The following is a 20,758-nucleotide window of genomic DNA, read 5'->3' as shown; positions in this document are numbered from 1 at the left end:
CCTCACCGTCCCAGATAGTTTTCGATGACTTTTGGGTCATTCGAAACAAAATCGATCGAGCCTTCGGCCAGCACCGATCCTTCGGCGAGGCAGGTGACCTTGACGCCGAGATCGCGGATGAACCCCATGTCATGCTCAACCACCACGACCGAGCGCGTTTTGGCGATCTCCTTGAGAAGGATCGCGGTTTCAGAGGTTTCCGCATCGGTCATACCGGCCACGGGCTCGTCGACCAGCAGGAGTTTCGGTTCCTGCGCGAGAAGCATGCCGATTTCCAGCCACTGTTTCTGGCCGTGGCTGAGATTGGCGGCATAATCATCCTTGCGATGGGTGAGCCGCACGGTTTCGAGGATTTCCTCGATACGGGCCCGGTCCTTGGCTGTCAGTGTGTAGAAGAGAGTGGCAAAGACACCGCGTTTGCGGTTGAGCGCCAGTTCGATATTGTCCCAGACTGTATGGCTTTCGAAAACGGTGGGCTTCTGGAACTTGCGGCCGATGCCGAGCTGGGCGATTGCCGCCTCATCCCTTTTCGTGAGGTCGATTTCGCCATTGAAATAGACCTCTCCCGAATCCGGCCGCGTCTTGCCGGTGATGATATCCATCATCGTCGTCTTTCCGGCACCGTTCGGGCCGATGATGGCACGCAGCTCGCCGGGTTCGACGACGAAGGAGAGCGAGTTCAGTGCCTTGAAACCATCAAAGGCTACCGATACGCCATCGAGATAGAGAATGCTGCGCGGCTTGAGATCTGCGTTGACGACACTGTTCATTCGGCTGCTCCCGGCTCGGCTGCGGCAAGGGATGCCGCCTGTTTTTCCTTGGATGCTTCATCGGCATATTCCTTCCGGCGCGCCATGAACTGCTGCCAGGTGCCGACGATGCCCTTGGGCAGGAAGAGCGTCACGAGGACGAACAGTCCGCCCAGCGCAAACAGCCAGAATTCGGGGAAGGCACCGGTGAAGAAGGTCTTGCCGGCATTGACGAGCACCGCACCGATGATCGGGCCGATAAGCGTGCCGCGGCCGCCCACCGCCGTCCAGATGACGACTTCGATCGAATTGCCGGGCTCGAATTCACCCGGATTGATGATGCCGACCTGGGGGACGAACAGGGCGCCGGCAATGCCCGCCATCATGGCCGACACCACGAAGGTGAAGAGCTTGATGTTCTCGACCCGATAACCGAGGAAGCGGGTGCGGCTTTCGGCATCGCGGACGCCGATCAGCACCTTGCCATATTTCGAGCGGACGATTGCCGAGGACAGGAGCAGGCAGAGCGCCAGCATCAGCGCAGACATGGCAAACAGGGTCGCACGCGTTCCATCCGCCTGGATCGAGAAGCCGAGAATATCCTTGAAATCGGTGAGGCCGTTGTTGCCGCCGAAACCCATATCGTTGCGGAAGAAAGCGAGGAGCAGCGCATAGGTCATCGCTTGCGTGATGATCGAGAGATAGACGCCGTTGACGCGAGAGCGGAAAGCGAACCAACCGAAAATGAAGGCGAGCAGGCCGGGCACGACGAGAACCATGAGCATGGCGAACCAGAACATATCCATGCCATGCCAGAACCAGGGCAGTTCCTTCCAGTTCAGGAACACCATGAAATCGGGCAGGACCGGGTCGCCATAGACGCCGCGCGGGCCGATCTGGCGCATCAGATACATGCCCATCGCATAGCCGCCCAGCGCGAAGAAGGCCGCGTGGCCCAGCGAGAGGATGCCGCAATAGCCCCAGACCAGGTCCAGCGTCAGCGCGAGAAGCGCATAGGTCAGATACTTGCCCATGAGGGACATGACATAGGTGGGGATGCGGAAGGTGCTATCGGTCGGCAGCAGCAGGTTGGAAGCGGGCACCAGCACGGCCACGGCGAGGATGATGGCGATGGCAATGGTGATGCGCCGGTCGAGTGCGCGAAGAAGAAAGCCGGTAATCATGCTTCGATCGCCCTTCCCTTGAGTGCGAAGAGACCACGGGGGCGCTTCTGGATGAAAAGGATGATGAGAACCAGAACGAGAATCTTGCCGAGCACGGCGCCCACGGTCGGTTCGAGGAACTTGTTGAGAATGCCGAGCGAGAGTGCGCCGACGAATGTGCCCCAGAGATTGCCGACGCCGCCGAACACCACGACCATGAAACTGTCGATGATGTAGGACTGGCCGAGGTTCGGCGACACATTGTCGATCTGGGACAGTGCCACGCCGGCAATGCCGGCAATGCCGGAGCCGAGCGCGAAGGTGAAGGCATCCACCCAGGGTGTGCGGATGCCCATCGAGGAAGCCATGCGACGGTTCTGGGTGACGGCGCGCATCTGCAGGCCGAAGGCGGATTTCTTCATCAGGAACAGAAGCGCGAAGAAGACCGAGAGCGAGAATGCAACGATCCACATGCGGTTCCAGGTAATCGTCATGCCGCCGAGCGGGAAGGAACCCGACATCCAGGACGGATTGCCGACTTCCTGGTTTGTCGGTCCGAAGATGGAACGGATCGCCTGCTGGAGGATCAGCGATATGCCCCAGGTGGCGAGCAGCGTTTCGAGTGGACGTCCATAGAGAAAGCGGATCACGCCGCGCTCGATGGCAAGGCCGACGATGGCAGTGACGAGGAAGGCGACCGGCAGGGCGATCGCCAGTGACCAGTCGAAGAGGTTGGGTGCATTCGAGCGGATGATATCCTGCACCACGAAGGTGGAATAAGCGCCGAGCATGACCATTTCGCCATGCGCCATGTTGATGATGCCCATGACGCCGAAGGTGATGGCGAGACCGATCGCGGCGAGCAGAAGCACCGAACCCAGCGACAGGCCGTACCAGACGTTCTGGGTCATGTCCCAGAGCTGCTGGGTGCTTTCGATCCGCGAGATCGCTGCATCGAGATCCGCCTTGAGTGCAGGATCGATGGTTGCGGATGCGCCCATCAGAATACCGGCCGCGTCACGACCGCCGATCTTGTCGCTGATCATCTCGATGGCCTGGCGCTTCTCATCGATGATGCGATCGGAGCCGAGGATCGATACAGCGCGGGCTGTTTCCATCCGCATCCTGACGACGGTATCCGTTTCCTTTGCGATGGCTGTTTCGAGCAACCCGAGATTTTCGGCGCTCGGAGATTTCAGCACTGCATCGGCGGCCGAAAGGCGCACAGTGCGGTCCGGGCTCAACAAGGTCAGCCCGCCGAGCAGGGAGCGAATGGTTCGGCGGAGATTGTTGTTGACCTTGATCTTGCTCAGCGCCCCCTTGGCTTCCTCGCCGACGGTTTCGCCCGATACCGGGTCGACAAGCGAGAGATTTGAACCGGAGGCCTTGGTCAGAAAGACGAAATTATCGGATTTGCGGAAGTAAAGATTGCCTTCGGCAAGCGCTTCCAGAAGCGGAACGACGGCGGGATCGCCGGTCGCTGCCAGGGCCTCGATCTTCTCCGGCATATCGGGCAGCTTCGCGGTGGCTAAAGCGTTGATCTGGGTCTTAAGATCGTCTGCTGCGCTGGCAGCGGCGATAAAGGGCACGAAAAGAAGGGCAAATACCAGAAAGACGGTTTGAAAGGCGCGAAATACCAAGCCTCGATGATAGGAAGCAATTGCGTGGGACCGGACGCCGTCATCCGACGCGGAGCAGACCGGAGAGCGATGCAAAGGCATCGGTAGAGGATTGCGACAAAGTCGGGGAAGGATGTCCGGCCAATCCGAAGGACCGGACGTTTTTGCCCTCCGGACATCGTTGAAAATCCGCGCCGGACCTTTGGGTCCGACTGTGGTTTTCTCCTCGCCGGAAACCAAAATCGCTCCGGCGCAATCGGTTCCTATCATCGACGCTTGGTGTAACATATCGGGTCCAGTCAGTCAGGTCTTGGAAACGAGAGCGGGCAGTTCATCACCGCCCGCTCCCAGGATCGTCATCTCATGGGGTTTGAGATGATCAGGAGCCCTTGCCGCCGCACTTGCCGGTCACGACGTTGAAGTTGCCGCACGACATCGGCTTGCGCCAATCGGAGATCAGATCCTTGGAGTCCGGCAGGTAATCGGACCATTCATCGCCGACGACCGACGGGGTCTGCTGGACGATATCGAACTGGCCATCAGCCTGGATTTCGCCGATGAGAACCGGCTTGGTAATGTGGTGGTTCGGCATGACGGTGGAGGTGCCGCCCGAGAGGTTCGGCACGGAGACGCCGATGATCGAGTCGAGAACGGCATCCGTGTCGGTCGTACCAGCAGCTTCGACAGCCTTCACCCAGGCGTTGAAGCCAATATAGGCAGCTTCCATCGGGTCGTTGGTCACGCGCTTGTCGTTCTTGGTGTAGGCATGCCAGGTCTTGATGAACTCGGCATTGACCGGAGCATCGACGGACTGGAAGTAGTTCCAGGCAGCCAGGTGGCCGACAAGCGGGCCGGTGTCGAGGCCGGCGAGCTCTTCTTCGCCGACCGAGAAGGCGACGACCGGAATGTCTTCGGCCTTGATGCCCTGGTTGGCGAGTTCCTTGTAGAACGGTACGTTGGCGTCACCGTTGATGGTGGAGACCACAGCGGTCTTCTTGCCGGCCGAGCCGAACTTCTTGATGTCGGAGACGATCGTCTGCCAGTCGGAATGACCGAACGGCGTGTAGTTGATCATGATGTCCTCTTCCTTGACGCCCTTGGACATCAGGTAGGCCTTCAGGATCTTGTTGGTCGTCTGCGGATAGACATAGTCGGTGCCCGCAAGAACCCAGCGCTCGACACCTTCGGTGTTGGCAAGGTAATCGACGGCCGGAATGGCCTGCTGGTTCGGAGCCGCACCGGTATAGAAGATGTTGCGGGAGGATTCTTCGCCTTCGTACTGGACCGGATAGAAGAGAATGGAGTTCAGCTCTTCGAACACCGGCAGGACCGACTTGCGCGAGGACGAGGTCCAGCAACCGAACACGGCGGCAACCTTGTCCTTTTCGATCAGGTCGCGCGCCTTTTCGGCGAACAGCGGCCAATCGGAAGCCGGGTCGACGACGACGGCTTCGAGTTTCTTGCCGAGGACGCCGCCCTTCTTGTTCTGCTCTTCGACGAGCATCAGCATGGCGTCCTTGAGGGTGGTTTCGGAGATCGCCATCGTACCGGACAGCGAATGCAGGACGCCGATCTTGATGGTGTCGTCGGCTGCGAATGCACCGTGGAACGCGGTGGCGGACATCATGCCGGCCAGAAGCGCGCTCGAGACCAATTTCGTCAGTTTCATTGGAATTCCCCTCTCTTGTTCGTGGCGCAACGGTTTAAGAAAGCCTTAATTTCCGTTGTCTGAGGGGACTATCCGCCGCCATGCTGCATTGCGACATACGTCATTTGACGTATGCCAAGGGGGGAAAGGGGGAATAAGGTGTCGCTGCTTCCTGCGACGGGCTCTTGAAAAACGTTCGCCGGTCGTGGTTCCAAAGGAGCCGAACGTTCGGGAAATCCGTTGCTTCTGGCTGAAAATTATTCAATATCGATTGTTGCTTCCAAATTGAGCAATCCGGAGACCGTTGAAGTCGTATGACCGCACGCCAGCGCATCATCCCCGTCCGCCGCGACTACAATCGCTGGGTCGCCGACCAGACGCTGGAAGATTACGCGCTGCGTTTTACGGCCAAAAGTGCCCGGCAGTATTCGCCTGCCCGCATTTCGCAGACGGCGATCGGTGCGATTTCCTTTCTGGCGCTCGAAGCTGTGGGCGGCACGATCACGCTCTCCTACGGCACCACCAATGCCATTTTCGCCATCATCGTTGCCTCGATCGTCTTGCTTGTCATCGGCATCCCGATCAGCCGCTATGCGATCCGCCATGGCGTCGATATCGACCTTTTGACGCGCGGAGCCGGCTTTGGTTATATCGGCTCGACGCTCACATCGCTGATCTATGCGAGCTTCACCTTCATCCTCTTTGCCATCGAAGCATCGATCATGACGGGTGCGCTCGAACTGGTGTTCGGCGTTCCACTCTGGCTCGGCTATATCATCAGCGCGGTGGCCGTCATCCCGCTCGTTACCTACGGCGTGCGGATGATTTCGAAGTTCCAGCTCATCACGCAGCCGGTCTGGATCATCCTCAACATCCTGCCCTTCATCTTCATTGCCTTTTCGGACTGGCAGAAGTTCGATCTCTGGCTCGGCTTTGCCGGCAAGGGTGCGGAATCCGGCGAGATCGGCACGATTGCGCCCTTTGATCTGGCAAAATTCGGCGCCGCATCCGCCGTCATCCTGGCGCTGATGTCGCAGATCGGCGAGCAGGTCGACTTCCTGCGCTTTCTGCCGGCGGATCATCGCCCGCCATCGCTGATGCAGCGCTTCCTGCGTTTCCTGGCCGGTCCGGGCTGGGTGGTGGTGGGGGCGCCGAAACTGCTCGCTGGCTCCTTTCTGGTGGTGCTCGCGCTCAGTTCCGGCATTCCGGCCGATCAGGCCGCCGATCCGGCCCATATGTATGTGACCGCCTTCGGCTATATGGTGCCGAACCATACGGTGGCGCTGGTGCTGACGGCAGCCTTCGTGGTGGTGTCGCAGCTGAAAATCAATGTCATGAATGCCTATGCCGGGTCGCTCGCCTGGTCGAATTTCTTCTCGCGCCTCACCCATTCGCATCCGGGCCGCGTCATCTGGCTGTTCTTCAATGTGGCGATCGCGCTGCTTCTGATGGAACTCGGCATCTACAAGCTGCTTGAGGAAACACTGAGCGTCTTCTCCATTATCGCCGCTGCCTGGCTCTGCACGATTTCGGCCGATCTCTTCATCAACAAGCCGCTTGGCCTGTCGCCGCCGGGCATCGAGTTCAAGCGCGCCCATCTCTATGATATCAATCCGGTTGGCTTCGGCGGCATGCTGATCACGGCGGCCATCGCGCTCTCGGCGCATTTCGGCCTGTTCGGCGACTATGCGGCCTCGCTTGCCATCTATATCGCGCCGATCGTCGCCTTCATCACCGTGCCCCTGATCGCCTGGGCGACGGATGGGAAGTATTACCTCGCCCGCAAGCCGCGCCGGCAGTGGAAGAGCCTCAGCACCATCACCTGCTCGATCTGCGAACATCCTTTCGAGCCGGAGGACATGGCCTGGTGCCCGGCCTATTCGGCGCCGATCTGTTCGCTCTGCTGCTCGCTCGACAGTCGCTGTCACGATCTCTGCAAGCCGAAGGCGCGGCTCAATTACCAGGTTGCCGAAGTCGCAAGCGCGGTTCTGCCGGAACCGGTTCTGGCGCAGCTTTCGACCCGTCTGGGTCGTTATTCTCTGATTACCTTCACGGTCATTGCCGCCATCGGTCTCATCCTCTGGATGGTCGCCATCCGGGCCGGAAACCTGTCGCCGGAGACTGCCGATGTCGTCAACCGCACGACCTGGGTTGTCTTTCTGGTCTTTTCGATTCTCTCGGGCATCGCGGCCTGGTTCTTCGTGCTGGCCCATGACAGCCGCGTGGTGGCCGAAGAGGAAAGCTCGCGCCAGAATACGCTGCTGCTCAAGGAAATCGCCGCCCACAAGAAGACGGATGCAGCACTGCAGCAGGCCAAGGAAGTGGCGGAATCCGCCAACCGTGCCAAGAGCCGTTACGTCGTGGGACTGACCCATGAGCTGCGCACGCCGCTGAATGCCGTCCTTGGCTATGCCCAGCTTCTCGAACGCGATGAACAGGTGCCGGAAACCAAACGTTCCGCGATCAAGGTGATCAAGCGCAGCGCCGATTATCTCTCCGGCCTCATCGATGGTCTTCTCGATATCTCGCGGATCGAATCCGGTCGGCTCCAGGTCTATTCCAACGAAATCAACACGCATGATTTCTTCGAGCAGATCAGCGGGATGATCCGGCCGCAGGCCGAAGCGAAGGGGCTCGAATTCTCGGTGCGCCGCGATCCGGCTTTGCCGCAATATGTGCGGGCCGATGAGAAGCGCCTGCGCCAGATCCTCATCAATCTCTTGACTAACGCGGTCAAATATACCGAGCGGGGCCGGGTGGAGCTGGCGATCCAGTATCGTAACCAGGTCGCGACTTTTTCGATCAGCGATACCGGGTCCGGCATATCGCGCGAGGATCTCGAGGTGATCTTTGAACCGTTCCAGCGCGGATCGGGCAGCCAGTCGCAACTGGCGCCGGGCCTCGGTCTTGGTCTCACCATCACGCGTCTCCTCACCCAGACGCTCGGCGGCGAAATCCGGGTCGACAGCGAAGAGGGCAGGGGCACCACCTTCCGGGTCAAGCTCATGCTCTATGGGCTCGATCGACCGGCGACACCGGCGCCGGACCGCAAGATCCTCACCTATTCCGGGCCGCGTCGCACGGTCATGGTGGTCGATGACAATGAGGAGCATCGCGAATTGATGCGCGAAGCTTTGGTGCCGCTCGATTTCGTGGTGTTGACGGCCTCGTCCGGTCCTGAATGCCTGACGCTGCTCGAAGGCGGTCGACCCGACATATTCCTCGTCGACATCTCGATGCCCGGCATGAACGGCTGGCAACTGGTGAGCCGTCTGCGCGATCTCGGTCAAACTGCACCCATCATCATGCTGTCGGCCAATGTCGGTGACAGCGGTATGGCGCCGAGCGGTTCGGATGGTCATAACGATGCCCTTGCCAAGCCGGTGGATTTTCGCCAGTTGCATGATCGTCTGGCCGCCTGGCTCGGTTTCGAATGGGTCTATGCAATCGCCCCGATGGAAACGATGGACGAGCAGGGGGGCGAGATGCGGACGCCCGGCATCCACCATGTCGAGGAGTTGATCCGGCTCGGCGAGATCGGCTATGTCCGCGGCATCGAGGCAAAACTGGCGGAACTCGCCAAGGAGCCGGATAACCGGCATTTTGCCGAAGTCATGTCGGCCCATGTGCGGGCTTTCAACATCGATGCCTTTCTGGCAGACCTGCGCAAGATTGCCCGCGAGGAGGCGGTGTCATGAACCCTGCCCAGCAACCCCGCGATATCGTTCTTCTGGTCGATGACAGCCCGGACTCGTTGAGTTTTCTCACCGACGCGCTCGAGCAATCGGGCTATTCGGTGCTGATCGCGACGTCGGGATCCTCCGCGCTTTCGATCGTCGAACGAATCACGCCGGATCTGATCCTGCTCGATGCCGTCATGCCGGCCATGGATGGGTTCGAAACCTGCGCGCGGCTCAAGGCGCTGCCGTCGGTGGCGCAGATTCCGGTAATCTTCATGACGGGTCTTACGGAAACCGAACATGTCGTGCGGGCATTGGGTGCGGGTGGCGTCGATTACCTGACCAAGCCGATCAATATCGAAGAGTTGCGGGCCCGTATCCGCGTCCATCTTGCCAATGCTCGTTCGGCGCAAAGTGCGCGTGTGGCGCTCGATGCGGCGGGTCGCCATCTGCTCGCCACTCGACGCAACGGCCAGACGCTGTGGTCGACGCCGCAGGCCGTCCGCCTGATCAACGCTGCCATGGGTTCGGACGACGGGCTTGAAACCGTGTCTGGCCGGATCCGCGCCTGGCTCTTGCAGCGCGAGAATGGCAGCCAGCCGCAGGACCAGGGCATATCGATCGAGGCAACGGGCGGGGCGGTTCTGGTCCTCTCGTTTCTGGGATCCATCGGTCAGGACGAGCATCTCTTCCGTCTTACAGGACAGACGCAACAGAATGATGGCGAAAAGCTCCGGCAGACCTTTGCGCTGACCGGGCGGGAATCCGAGGTTCTGGTCTGGATCGCCAAGGGCAAATCCAACCGGGATATCGGCGATATTCTCGGCCTGTCGGCGCGCACGGTCAACAAGCATCTCGAGCAGATCTATGTTAAACTCGGCGTCGAGAACCGGGCATCGGCTGCGGTGAAGGCTGCGAATGTGCTGATGCAGACTTGATGACCGTCAATCGGAAAACCGCCGAACATACCGTTGTGCTAACACTCTTTTAACCATAATGGAGTCTTAGTGACTTCACTCAAGTTTTGTGCAGCGCACGCCTTCCTTTTACCAAATTTGGCAGCAAGAAGGCTAGCATGTGCAGACATGGGCCGGTTTATGCCAAAGGCTGCAGATCCAGCTGACTAGCGACGAACATTACGATCAACGCCGCCCGGGCTGGGAACTTTCTCATGGCCGGCTATTTGGATTCGGGGACTGGAAATTATGGAAACTGCAAATCTGGCAGCAGCGCATACGGATGTGAGCCTCTGGGCTCTGTTCATGCAAGCCAGCTTCATCGTCAAGCTGGTCATGCTGGGATTGCTCGGCGCATCGGTCTGGACATGGGCCATGGTGGTCGACAAATTTGTCAATTACGGGCGTTTCCGTCGCCAGCTCGACAGTTTCGAGCAGGTCTTCTGGTCCGGCCAGTCGCTTGAAGAACTCTATCGCACTTTGTCGGAACGCCAGGTTGCCGGAACCGCCGCCATCTTCGTTTCGGCCATGCGGGAATGGAAGAAGAGTTTCGAGCGCGGTGCGCGTTCGCCGATCGGACTGCAGATGCGTATCGATCGCGCCATGGATGTCACGCTCGCACGCGAAACCGAAGTGCTCGAAGCGCGGCTTTCCTCGCTCGCGACGATCGGTTCGGCTGGTCCGTTCATCGGTCTTTTCGGTACCGTCGTCGGTATCATGACCTCGTTCCAGGGCATTGCGGCCTCCAAATCCACCAACCTCGCAGTCGTCGCGCCGGGTATTGCCGAAGCGCTTCTGGCAACGGCGATCGGTCTGGTAGCGGCAATTCCCGCGGTTATCGCCTACAACAAGTTCTCCGGTGACGCTGGCAAGCTCGTTGCCCGCATGGAAGGCTTTGCCGACGAATTTTCCGCCATTCTCTCGCGCCAGATCGACGAGCGGCTGCAGCCGCGCGCCGCGGCGCAGTAAGCGGGGACCTGTCGGATGGGTATGGGTGCAGCTCCTCAAGCCGGATCGTCCGGCGGTCGTGGCGGACGCCGCCGCGGCGGCGGCAAGAAGGCTCCGGTCAGCGAAATCAACGTGACGCCGCTCGTCGACGTCATGCTCGTGCTTCTGATCATCTTCATGGTCGCGGCGCCACTGATGACGACCGGCGTGCCGATCGATCTTCCGGAAACCCAGGCCAAGGAAATGAATTCGGATACGAAGCCGATCACCATTTCGGTCGACAAGGACGGCAAGATCTTCTTCGGCGACGAATCCGAAGTGGCCGTCGCTATCGACGAAGTGGTGCCGAAGCTTCAGGCCATCGCGAAGGCGGGTGCCGAGGAGCGCATTTTCGTGCGCGGCGATGCGGGCACCGATTATGGTTCGATCATGTCGGTCATGGGCCGCATTCAGGCCGCCGGCTTCAAGAATATCGGTCTGGTGACACAGCCGGAAACGGGGAACTGACGGTAAGGTGATGAAGGGCAGCATTGTCACATCGATCGCTTTGCACAGCATGCTGCTGGCCTACCTCCTGCTGTCGTTTGGCTCGCCGGAACCCTTCGAGCTGACCATGTCGGAGGCGCTGCCCGTCGAGCTTGTGCCGATCGAAGACACGACCCAGATCCAGCAGGGTGACAAGACTGCTCCCAAGAAGGAAGAGTCTGCCAAGGAGCAGACCAAGCGCGAAGATGTCAAGGACAATGCCCAGAATGTCGGCGAGAACGATTTCGATCTCGAATCCGTTCCGACCCCGACGGAAAAGCCTGACAATGTGCAGAAGGCGGGCGCTCCCGAGAAATCGGACCAGGTGACGCCGGAAAAGGCGGAAAAGCCGGTCGAGATCGAAGAGATCATCAAGGAAGAGCAGGTCGAGCCCGCGACACAGCTTGCTGCCAAGGCCGAACCGCAGGCTGAGGTGAAGCCCGAGCCGCGCCCCGATGCCAAGCCGACCGAAGACAAGCCTGCCGAAGTTGCCAAGGAAGAGCCTGTTCCGGACAATGTGCCGGTTCCTGCAACGCGACCTGAAATCGCCGAGGTGAAAAAGACCGAGGAGAAGAAGGAAGAAAAGAAGGAAACCGCCAAGAAGTCCGAAGAGAAGAAGAAAGAGGACAAGAAGGAGGTCGAGGTCGCCGAGGCCAAGACCGCCAAGACGCAGGACCGCAAGAAGACCGAGAAGAACAAGAAATCGGCCAAGTCCACTACGTCCAAAGAATCGGACTTCAATACCGACCAGATTTCTGACCTTCTCAACAAGGTCGATAGCGAAGCGGGCGGCGCCAAGCGCAACAAGAAGACCAAGGCCTTTGGCGGAGATACGCCCACCGGCGGCGAGAAGCTCTCTCAGGATGAGTTGAATGCGCTGCGTGGCATCATCGAGAATAACTGGTCGATCATGCCCGGTCAGGTCACGTCGAGCGACATCGTGATCACGGTGCGGTTCGAACTGGATGAAAATGGCGAAATCATCGGCCGTCCCGAAGCCAAGGGCACCGGCGGCGATGATACCGCCCGGCGCGCGCTCGAGGGCGGCGCCATCCGCGCGGTCATGAAGTCGGCGCCCTTCGACAAGTTGCCGAAGGACAAGTACGAGACCTGGAAGGTCGTCGTCGTCAACTTCAGTCCCGGCGACATGATGTGAGAATTTCCATGGCGGCACATGCCGTTTCAACGAGAACAAGTAGGCTGAAAGGCTGACAGAGGATGACAAGACACCCAATTCTCAAGGCGCTTTTGATGTTCGCGTTCGTCGCGGTCTTCGGAACGGCTGCCAGCGCAGAGGTGCGCATCGATATCCGCAAGGGCAATGTTGAGCCCATGCCGATTGCCATCACCGATCTTCTGTCGGGCGATGGCGTCGGGGCTCAGGTTTCGCAGGTGATTGCGGCCGATCTCAAGCGTTCGGGGCTGTTTGCGCCGATCGACAAGAAAGCCTTCATCCAGCAGATCTCCAACCCGGATGCGCCGCCCCGCTTCGAAGACTGGAAGACCATCAACGCCCAGGTTCTGGTCGTCGGTCGCGTCAGCAAGGAAGGCGATGGCCGTCTTCGTGCCGAGTTCCGCGTCTGGGATACTTATGGTGGCCAGCAGCTGATCGGCCAGCAGTTCTACACCCGGCCGGAAAACTGGCGCCGCCTTGCCCATATCATCGCCGACGCGATCTATGAGAAGCTGACCGGCGAAAAGGGCTATTTCGATACGCGCATCGTGTTCGTTTCCGAAAGCGGCCCGAAGAATGCCCGTCAGCGCCAGCTTGCGATCATGGATCAGGACGGGTTCAACGTCCGCACGCTCACACGCTCGAACGACATCGTGCTGACGCCGCGTTTCTCGCCGAACCAGCAGGAAATCACCTACATGTCGTTTGAGGGCAACCAGCCCCGCGTCTATCTCCTGCAGCTCGAAACCGGGCAGCGCGACGTGGTCGGCAATTTCCCCGGCATGACCTTCTCGCCGCGCTTTTCGCCGGATGGCCAACGCGTGATCATGAGCCTCTCGGTCAAGGGCAACGCGAACATCTATACGATGGACCTGCGTTCGCGCACGACGACCCGGCTTACCTCGACGGCCGCAATCGATACTTCGCCGTCCTATTCGCCGGATGGCCAGAAGATCGTGTTCGAAAGCGACCGTGGTGGACGTCAGCAGCTCTATGTGATGAATGCCGACGGTTCGGGACAGACCCGTATCTCCTTTGGCGATGGCGCCTATTCGACGCCGGTATGGTCGCCGCGCGGCGATCTGATCGCCTTCACCAAGCAGTCGGGCGGCAAGTTCTCGATCGGCGTCATGAAGCCGGATGGGTCCGGTGAGCGGATCCTGACGACCGGCTTCCATAACGAAGGTCCGACCTGGGCTCCGAATGGACGCGTTCTGATGTTCTTCCGCCAGCCGGCTGGTTCCGGCGGCCCGGCGCTCTATTCCATCGACCTGACCGGTTACAACGAGCAGCGGATTCAGACCCCGGCCTTCGCTTCCGATCCGGCCTGGTCGCCCCTGATGGAGTGATCGATAGGGTGGAAATCCTGCCGGTTTGTTGCAAATCGGTGCGGATTTCCGCTTTGTTAACCATAAATGTTGAACCGGCATTAATCTCAACCGGTTACAGTCCGGCAACCTTGATTGTTAAGACTTAGGAGCAGGCCATGAGCCACATCGCAACCTATCAGCCCGGCCATATGGCGAAGCTCGCACGCAATCCGTTCGTTATCGCACTGGTTGCAGGCATCGCACTTGCAAGCTGCGCCAACAAGAAGAACAAGTTCAACAGCGCCGATGATCTCGGGTTGAACAATAACAACAGCGTCGCGACGCCGGGTTCCCAGCAGGATTTCACGGTCAATGTCGGCGACCGCATCTTCTTCGACACCGATTCGTCGGCGATCCGTGCTGATGCCGCCCAGACCCTGACCCGCCAGGCTCAGTGGCTGAACCAGTATCCGAACTACGCGATCACGGTCGAAGGCCATGCCGACGAGCGTGGTACCCGCGAGTATAACCTTGCACTTGGTGCCCGTCGTGCCGAAGCGACGCGCGACTTCCTCGCTTCGCGTGGCGTTGCTGCCAACCGCATGCGCACCATTTCCTACGGCAAGGAAAAGCCGGTGGCCGTTTGCGACGACATTTCCTGCTGGTCGCAGAACCGTCGTGCGGTTACGGCGCTTTCGGGCGGCTGATAAGCAAACGCCTATTCTTTCTCAAAGACGGCCCTGGTGGCCGTCTTTTTGCGTTTTTCCTTACTTTAGCCCGACTCCGTTGATTTTTTGTCTCAAAATTGAAAGATGACGTCAGTTGCGCCGCTTCGGGGCAACGTCTCCAATCGAACGGGAATGCACGAGATGAGAAAAATGGTGATGGCCGGCATGTTTGGCTTTGCCGCCACTCTTGTCTGGGCAAGCGGTTCCAGTGCCATGGCGTTTGATCTTTTCGGATCCAAACACAAGGCACCCGCCGTCCAGGAAGCGCCGGTAATCCTCGCCCAGTCGGCCGATGCCGAAATGCGCGTCCAGCAACTGGAAGAGCAGGTTCGGCAGTTGACCGGTAAGGTCGAGGACATGACTTTCCAGCTTCTGCAGATGCAGGAACAGTTGCGAAAGGCGCAGGAAGACAACGAATTCCGATTCCAGGACCTCGAAGGCGGCAAGAAGAAAAGCTCGCTCGAGACGGTTCCGGGCGCGGAAACCCAGACCACCGACACAGCTTCCGGCGAGATTTCGCCGGAAGCCGTTCCTGATCCGGCCCTTGAGCAGCCGATGGATTCTGCCGCCAACGAAACGGCAAGCGACCCGGCGCTCGGCAAGCCGCCCGGCGATCTCGGCTCGATCCAGTTCGACAGCAACGGCAATGTCGTCGGTGCCGAGACACCGAATCCGGATTCCATCGCCACCACCGATCTGCCGCCGCCGGATACGTCGACGGCGAAGGAAACCGCTTCTCTCGATACGACCTCGGAAGGATCTCAGTATCAGGTTGCCTATGAGCAGATCCTTGCCGGCGACTATGCTTCGGCAGAGCAGGGCTTTGCCGGCTTCATCAGCAGCCATCCGGATAGCAAGAAGGCTGCGGATGCCAATTTTTGGCTTGGCGAAGCGCAATACTCGCAGGGCAAGTATAACGAATCGGCCAAGACCTTTCTGAATGCCTACAAGACCTATGGCAAATCCAACAAGGCGCCCGAAATGCTGCTGAAACTCGCCATGTCTCTGGCAGCCCTCGACAGCAAGGATACCGCCTGCGCCACCCTGCGTGAAGTCTCGAAGGCCTATCCCAAGGCATCGCGCGCCATCATCAACAAGGTTGCCAGCGAACAGAAGCGTCTGGCCTGCTGAGATGACGATCCCCTCGCGCTCTGCTGAACCTGCTCCGCATCTGATTGCGTCGAGCGGTCCCGGGCCCGAGGATGTGATGCGGACATTCGTTGCCGCGCTGCCACCCAATACGAAAATCCTCGTTGCCTTTTCTGGCGGGAGCGATTCCACATCGCTGCTCGCCGCACTTCAGGCGGTTGTCATCTCCGGGCTTCGTTCGGATGTCGACGTCATTGCCGCGACAGTCGATCACGGGTTGCGTACCGAATCGGCGGAAGAGGCGTTTGCCGTCGGGCAATTTGCCAACCAGCTTGGCATTCCACATTCCATTCTGCGCTGGGAGGGCGAAAAACCCTCCGCCTCGATCCAGGAACGGGCGCGAGAGGCACGGTATGGCCTTCTCAGCCGCCATGCGGTTGATCGGGGTGCCGATCTGGTGCTGCTCGCGCATACCGCCGACGATAACCGGGAGACGCTTGCCATGCGCCGGGCACGTGACCCCGATCATGCGTTCGGAATGGTGCAATCGGTGCTCGTGGATCGGCGCGTCTGGTTCCATCGCCCGTTTCTCGGGCTCGAACGCGCCGCATTGCGCGACTATCTCGAGAGCCGGGCGTTGCCCTGGATCGAGGATCCGTCCAACGAAAATCCGCTTTTCGAACGGGTCCGCATTCGCCAACAGCTTGGCAGAAAGCCCGGCTTCGATATCGTGCATCCATGCACCCGAAGCGCATTGGCGCATCAGGCTGCCGCATGGCTTCACGCGAACGTAACGCTTCATTCGACGCTTGCGGCCGAGATCGATCTAACCGGCTTCGCGTTCGATGATCCCGCCGTGATGCTGGGCCTGACGTCGGTGATTGCCGTCATCGGCGGGCGACCGCACCGCCCGGGGCAGGAGCAGCAGATGAGGCTCGGTCACATGCTCCGAAACAATATGCCGTTCCGGGTGTCGTTCGGCCGTTGTCTCATCGAGCGGCGCCGGCACCGTCTTTCGGTGGTTCGCGAAGCGCGCGGTATCGATCCTGTGACGATCGAGCCTGGAACAGAGAAAATCTGGGATGGGCGCTTTCGGATCAAGAACGTTGGGGAGGTTTCGGCGATAATCCGCGATGCTGGCGAGGGCATCGCCCTTGTTGCTCCCCTGTTGGATTCGGGGCTTGGCAACCGGGCGCAAAAGGCGGCAAACGCAGCCCGCCCAGCCCTTGCAACGGGATCTGCGGAGGAACTCACGATAGAGCCAATACTGGCACCCTATGATCGTTTTCTGCCGATCGATCTTCTTCCGCTCGCGGCAACTTTGGCACAAAAGGCGGGTTTGAGCCCATTTGTCGCGCCGCCCACTCCGCTTCTCGCGCGTTTTTGATTGGGCGCGGCTTGGCAATCGGGTGCTAGGTGCCTATGTTAGGGATTGAAAAAGCCCGTCAAGCGGTCAACCGTGGGCGAACTATCCGGTGAGGTCAATGAACCCGAATATCAGAAACATCGCCCTATGGGTTATTATAGCCGTGCTGCTGGTCGCGCTTTTCAGCATGTTCCAGTCACAGGGCGAACGCGTCAGTTCCGGTGAAATTCCCTATTCCGATTTCGTCAAGGCCGTCGATGACGGTCGCGTGGCTCAGGTTGAATTCACCGGTAACAAGGTGCGCGGTACATTTGCCGATACCCGCCAGGTGTTTCAGACCTATACGCCCGAGATCGATGCCAGTCTGATCAACCGTCTGCAGGACAAGAATGTCACGGTTTCGGTGCGTCCGGAAACCGATTCGTCCTCCAGCCTGCTGGGCTATCTGCTCAATCTGCTTCCTGTCATCCTGATCATCGGCGTCTGGCTGTTCCTGATGCGGCAGATGCAGGGTGGTTCGCGTGGCGCCATGGGTTTCGGCAAGTCGAAGGCCAAGCTCCTGACCGAAGCGCATGGTCGTGTGACGTTTGAAGATGTCGCCGGCATCGACGAAGCCAAGCAGGATCTCGAAGAGGTCGTCGAATTCCTTCGCGATCCGCAGAAGTTTCAGCGCCTCGGCGGTCGCATTCCGCGCGGGGTGCTGCTGGTCGGCCCTCCGGGTACCGGTAAGACGCTGACCGCACGCGCGGTGGCCGGCGAAGCCAATGTGCCCTTCTTCACCATTTCCGGTTCGGATTTCGTCGAAATGTTCGTCGGTGTCGGTGCTTCCCGCGTGCGCGACATGTTCGAACAGGCCAAGAAAAACGCCCCCTGCATCATCTTCATCGATGAAATCGATGCCGTGGGTCGTCATCGCGGCGCCGGTCTCGGCGGCGGTAATGACGAGCGCGAACAGACGCTTAACCAGCTTCTCGTCGAGATGGATGGTTTCGAGCAGAACGAAGGCGTGATCATCATTGCCGCGACCAACCGTCCCGACGTGCTCGATCCGGCTCTGCTGCGTCCGGGCCGTTTCGACCGCCAGATCACGGTCCCCAATCCGGATGTGCTCGGTCGCGAAAAGATCCTCAAGGTGCATGCACGCAATGTGCCGATGGCGCCGAATGTCGATCTGAAGGTGCTCGCTCGCGGTACGCCGGGTTTCTCCGGTGCCGACCTGATGAATCTCGTCAATGAAGCGGCCCTTCTGGCTGCGCGCCGCAACAAGCGTGTCGTGACGATGTCCGAGTTCGAGGATGCCAAGGACAAGGTGATGATGGGTGCCGAGCGCAAGTCGCTCGCCATGACCCAGGATGAGAAGCGCAACACCGCCTATCACGAAGCTGGTCATGCCATCATCGCACTCAAGCTTGCCGGTAATATCGACCCGATCCACAAGGCAACGATCATCCCGCGCGGTCGTGCGCTCGGAATGGTCATGACGCTGCCGGAAAGCGACCGTTACAACTGGACCTACGAGAAGGCTCTCGCCCGTCTGACCATGCTGTTTGGCGGTCGCGAAGCGGAAATCCTGACCTTCGGTCCGGAAAAGGTTACGACCGGTGCATCCGGCGATATTCAGATGGCGACTAACCTCGCCCGCTCGATGGTGATGGAATGGGGCATGAGCGAAAAGCTTGGCCGCGTACGCTATCGCTCGAACGAGCAGGAAGTGTTCCTCGGCCATTCGGTCAGCCAGTCGACCAACATTTCGGATGAGACGGCAAAGCTGATCGACCAGGAAGTGCGCCGTCTGATCGAAGAAGGCGAACAGTCTGCCCGCCGGATCATCACCGAGAACAACGAGCAGTTCACCGCAATTGCAGAGGCCCTGCTCGAGTTCGAAACCCTGACCGGTGACGAACTGCGGGACCTGATGAACGGCAAGCCGCCGTCACGCGATGTCTTCGACGATAGCTCGACGCCGCATCGCGGCTCGGCTGTTCCCTCGGCAGGCCCGAAAAAGGATGACAGCCGCGGCAAGGGTGGCGAAGCGGAAGGCGATCTCGAACCGCAGCCGCAGCCCTGATATCTACGATCTAAATAGTTCTGTATGACCCGTCGGACGATTCCGGCGGGTTTTCTTTTGGTTCCGCCAAACGAATCCCGGTTTGCCCACAGGGTGAGCTGTCATTGATTTCGGTTTTTTTGGGGCGCCAATTTTGGTTGGGGTCTGTGGCGTAATTGCCTCATCGGAGTAATTGGGGAGAAAAATCTCCTAATTCATGCATCGTACATAGTCGCTTTTTGGAACAAAATTGCTTTTCGTTAAATTCGTAGTGAGCTTATGAATTCTCTTACGTAAATCAGTCAACGAATTCAGTCTGTTGGCGTGAATCCGGGTGAGTTGAACAGGAAAAAAACCTGACTAAAACTGCCTCCATCGTGGTTCATATGGAGGGGGATTTAACCATGACCTATCTGAAACTTGGCCTGGCTGCTGCGGTTGCCTTGGCTGCGCTTCATTCGAATGCATTTGCGGGCGGCTTCTCGCGGGGCGACGCAAATATTGATATTCTGTTTGAGGATGGAAAAGCTGCGATCGACGCAGGTGTCACCTATGTGGCGCCGAAGCGGCAGTTCGACACGATCGATGGCGTACAGTCCAGTGACGATCCTATTTCGAAATCCTATTTCGTTCCGAATCTCGCCATCAAGGCCAGCATTTCCGATTCGTTCAGCTGCGCCCTGACCTATACGCAGCCGTTCGGCGCCTCATCGGTCTACGGACCGCAGGCCAATGCAGCCGAAGCTGCGCAGATTGGCAACTATGCAATCGAAAAGGGCTTCACGACGAACGAATATGGTGGAACCTGCGCCGTGCGGTTTGATGCCGGCCCAGGCCGCATCCATGTGATCGGCGGCGTCTTCCTGCAGGACTTCCGTTACAAGGCCGAGACTTTTTACGGCACCCTGCGTCTCGCTGATGATTCTGCCTTCGGCTATCGTTTTGGTCTGGCCTACGACATTCCCGAATATGCCATGCGGGCACAGCTGATGTACCGCTCGGAAGTCGAGCACAAGGTGTCTGGCGACTTTACGCCGGATGCGCTAATCCCGGTCGTGGGCACGACGCCGCTTCCGTCGGATGGTGTGGGGACACTGCCGCAATCGATCAAGCTCAGCCTGCAATCCGGCATCGCGCCTGACTGGCTGGTCTATGGTTCGGTGGAATGGACCGACTGGAGCATTCTCGATGCGCTCAACTACGATATCGCGGTCCTCGGCCCGCAACATGATGTCTATAACTGGCGTGACGGTTGGACCGTGCAGGCGGGTATCGGCCACAAGTTCAATGATCTGTTGTCCGGTACCGTGAACCTGACCTGGGATCGTGGCGTTGGCACCGGTGCCGACATCATGACGGATACCTGGACGCTCGGCGTGGGCGGTGCCCTCAAGGCAGGACCGGGTGCGTTCCAGCTTGGCGTCGGCCTCAGCTACCTAACCGCAGGCGAGCAGTCGACCGCAAATGGCGCCACCTATGATGCGACCGCGGGCGGGGACTGGGCTCTCGGCGTCTCGACATCCTATCGCATCAAGTTCTGAGATCACTTTCGGGGGGCGAAGGCCTCGTGATCGCATCCATCGGAGCGATCACGAGGCCTTTTGCCGTTTTACCAAGCGTCGACGCTTTAACCGCAATGACATAGTGTTGCGACATTCGAAGAATTTGATGTGGTTTCGCCAGCATTTTGTGGCATGAGATCAGAATTCGGTCCGCATGGGCAGCAGGTGCAGCTTTGTGCGGGGCAGGGCCTATC

General features: G+C 59.3%; 15 protein-coding genes. 11 read left to right on the top strand and 4 right to left on the bottom strand.

Annotated elements, in window-relative coordinates; genetic code table 11:
* Positions 1-2: 2 nt before the first annotated feature.
* The 4 genes from urtD to urtA form a co-directional block, all read right to left on the bottom strand.
* Positions 3-770 carry an urea ABC transporter ATP-binding protein UrtD gene (gene urtD / locus Q4481_RS11180; protein ID WP_304376428.1) on the bottom strand — a complete coding sequence of 256 codons (768 nt, stop codon included), beginning with the start codon at positions 768-770 and terminating at the stop codon, positions 3-5.
* Positions 767-1,933 (bottom strand): urea ABC transporter permease subunit UrtC, encoded by a 1,167-nt coding sequence (urtC, locus tag Q4481_RS11175; protein WP_304376427.1) that lies wholly within the window; start codon positions 1,931-1,933, stop codon positions 767-769. Before urtC ends, urtD begins: the two co-directional genes overlap by 4 nt.
* Positions 1,930-3,420: an urea ABC transporter permease subunit UrtB gene (urtB, locus tag Q4481_RS11170; protein ID WP_304376426.1), complete on the bottom strand. Its 1,491-nt coding sequence runs from the start codon at positions 3,418-3,420 to the stop codon at positions 1,930-1,932. The genes urtC and urtB overlap by 4 nt, the downstream gene beginning before the upstream one ends.
* A gap of 490 nt (positions 3,421-3,910) precedes the next feature.
* Positions 3,911-5,200: an urea ABC transporter substrate-binding protein gene (gene urtA / locus Q4481_RS11165; protein WP_304376425.1), complete on the bottom strand. Its 1,290-nt coding sequence runs from the start codon at positions 5,198-5,200 to the stop codon at positions 3,911-3,913.
* 293 nt (positions 5,201-5,493) lie between these two features.
* On the opposite strand from urtA, the gene Q4481_RS11160 reads away from it, so the two are divergent.
* From Q4481_RS11160 to Q4481_RS11110, 11 genes are all read left to right on the top strand, one after another.
* The gene (locus tag Q4481_RS11160) at positions 5,494-8,877 is read left to right on the top strand and encodes an ATP-binding protein (RefSeq protein WP_304376424.1); all 3,384 of its coding nucleotides are present in this window, start codon (positions 5,494-5,496) and stop codon (positions 8,875-8,877) included.
* Positions 8,874-9,797, top strand: coding sequence for a response regulator (locus tag Q4481_RS11155; protein WP_304376423.1), 924 nt, complete (start codon positions 8,874-8,876; stop codon positions 9,795-9,797). The genes Q4481_RS11160 and Q4481_RS11155 overlap by 4 nt, the downstream gene beginning before the upstream one ends.
* A 267-nt stretch (positions 9,798-10,064) precedes the next feature.
* Complete coding sequence (gene tolQ, locus Q4481_RS11150) at positions 10,065-10,784, top strand: protein TolQ (RefSeq protein WP_304376422.1); 720 nt, start codon at positions 10,065-10,067, stop codon at positions 10,782-10,784.
* Between the two features lie 15 nt (positions 10,785-10,799).
* The gene (tolR, locus tag Q4481_RS11145) at positions 10,800-11,270 is read left to right on the top strand and encodes a protein TolR (protein ID WP_304376421.1); all 471 of its coding nucleotides are present in this window, start codon (positions 10,800-10,802) and stop codon (positions 11,268-11,270) included.
* Between the two features lie 10 nt (positions 11,271-11,280).
* Positions 11,281-12,444 (top strand): cell envelope integrity protein TolA, encoded by a 1,164-nt coding sequence (tolA, locus tag Q4481_RS11140; RefSeq protein WP_304376420.1) that lies wholly within the window; start codon positions 11,281-11,283, stop codon positions 12,442-12,444.
* Between the two features lie 95 nt (positions 12,445-12,539).
* Positions 12,540-13,811, top strand: a complete 1,272-nt coding sequence (tolB, locus tag Q4481_RS11135) for a Tol-Pal system beta propeller repeat protein TolB (protein ID WP_377353874.1) — start codon at positions 12,540-12,542, stop codon at positions 13,809-13,811.
* Between the two features lie 137 nt (positions 13,812-13,948).
* Positions 13,949-14,479: a peptidoglycan-associated lipoprotein Pal gene (gene pal, locus Q4481_RS11130; RefSeq protein ID WP_304376418.1), complete on the top strand. Its 531-nt coding sequence runs from the start codon at positions 13,949-13,951 to the stop codon at positions 14,477-14,479.
* Positions 14,480-14,641: 162 nt separating this feature from the next.
* On the top strand, positions 14,642-15,631 hold the full coding sequence (gene ybgF / locus Q4481_RS11125; RefSeq protein ID WP_304376417.1) for a tol-pal system protein YbgF: 990 nt from the start codon (positions 14,642-14,644) through the stop codon (positions 15,629-15,631).
* A 76-nt stretch (positions 15,632-15,707) separates the two neighbouring features.
* Positions 15,708-16,976 carry a tRNA lysidine(34) synthetase TilS gene (gene tilS / locus Q4481_RS11120; RefSeq protein ID WP_304376416.1) on the top strand — a complete coding sequence of 423 codons (1,269 nt, stop codon included), beginning with the start codon at positions 15,708-15,710 and terminating at the stop codon, positions 16,974-16,976.
* Between the two features lie 97 nt (positions 16,977-17,073).
* Positions 17,074-19,023, top strand: coding sequence for an ATP-dependent zinc metalloprotease FtsH (gene ftsH, locus Q4481_RS11115; protein WP_304376415.1), 1,950 nt, complete (start codon positions 17,074-17,076; stop codon positions 19,021-19,023).
* A 383-nt stretch (positions 19,024-19,406) separates the two neighbouring features.
* Positions 19,407-20,543 carry an OmpP1/FadL family transporter gene (locus Q4481_RS11110; protein ID WP_304376414.1) on the top strand — a complete coding sequence of 379 codons (1,137 nt, stop codon included), beginning with the start codon at positions 19,407-19,409 and terminating at the stop codon, positions 20,541-20,543.
* The last annotated feature ends 215 nt before the right edge of the window (positions 20,544-20,758 follow it).

The sequence above is a fragment of the Fluviirhizobium alvei genome (assembly GCF_030551875.1).
GTDB classification, from domain to species: Bacteria; Pseudomonadota; Alphaproteobacteria; order Rhizobiales; family Rhizobiaceae; genus Rhizobium_E; species Rhizobium_E alvei.
Note: the sequence above shows the minus strand (reverse complement) of the source record. Positions and strands in the feature narration are given on the sequence as shown.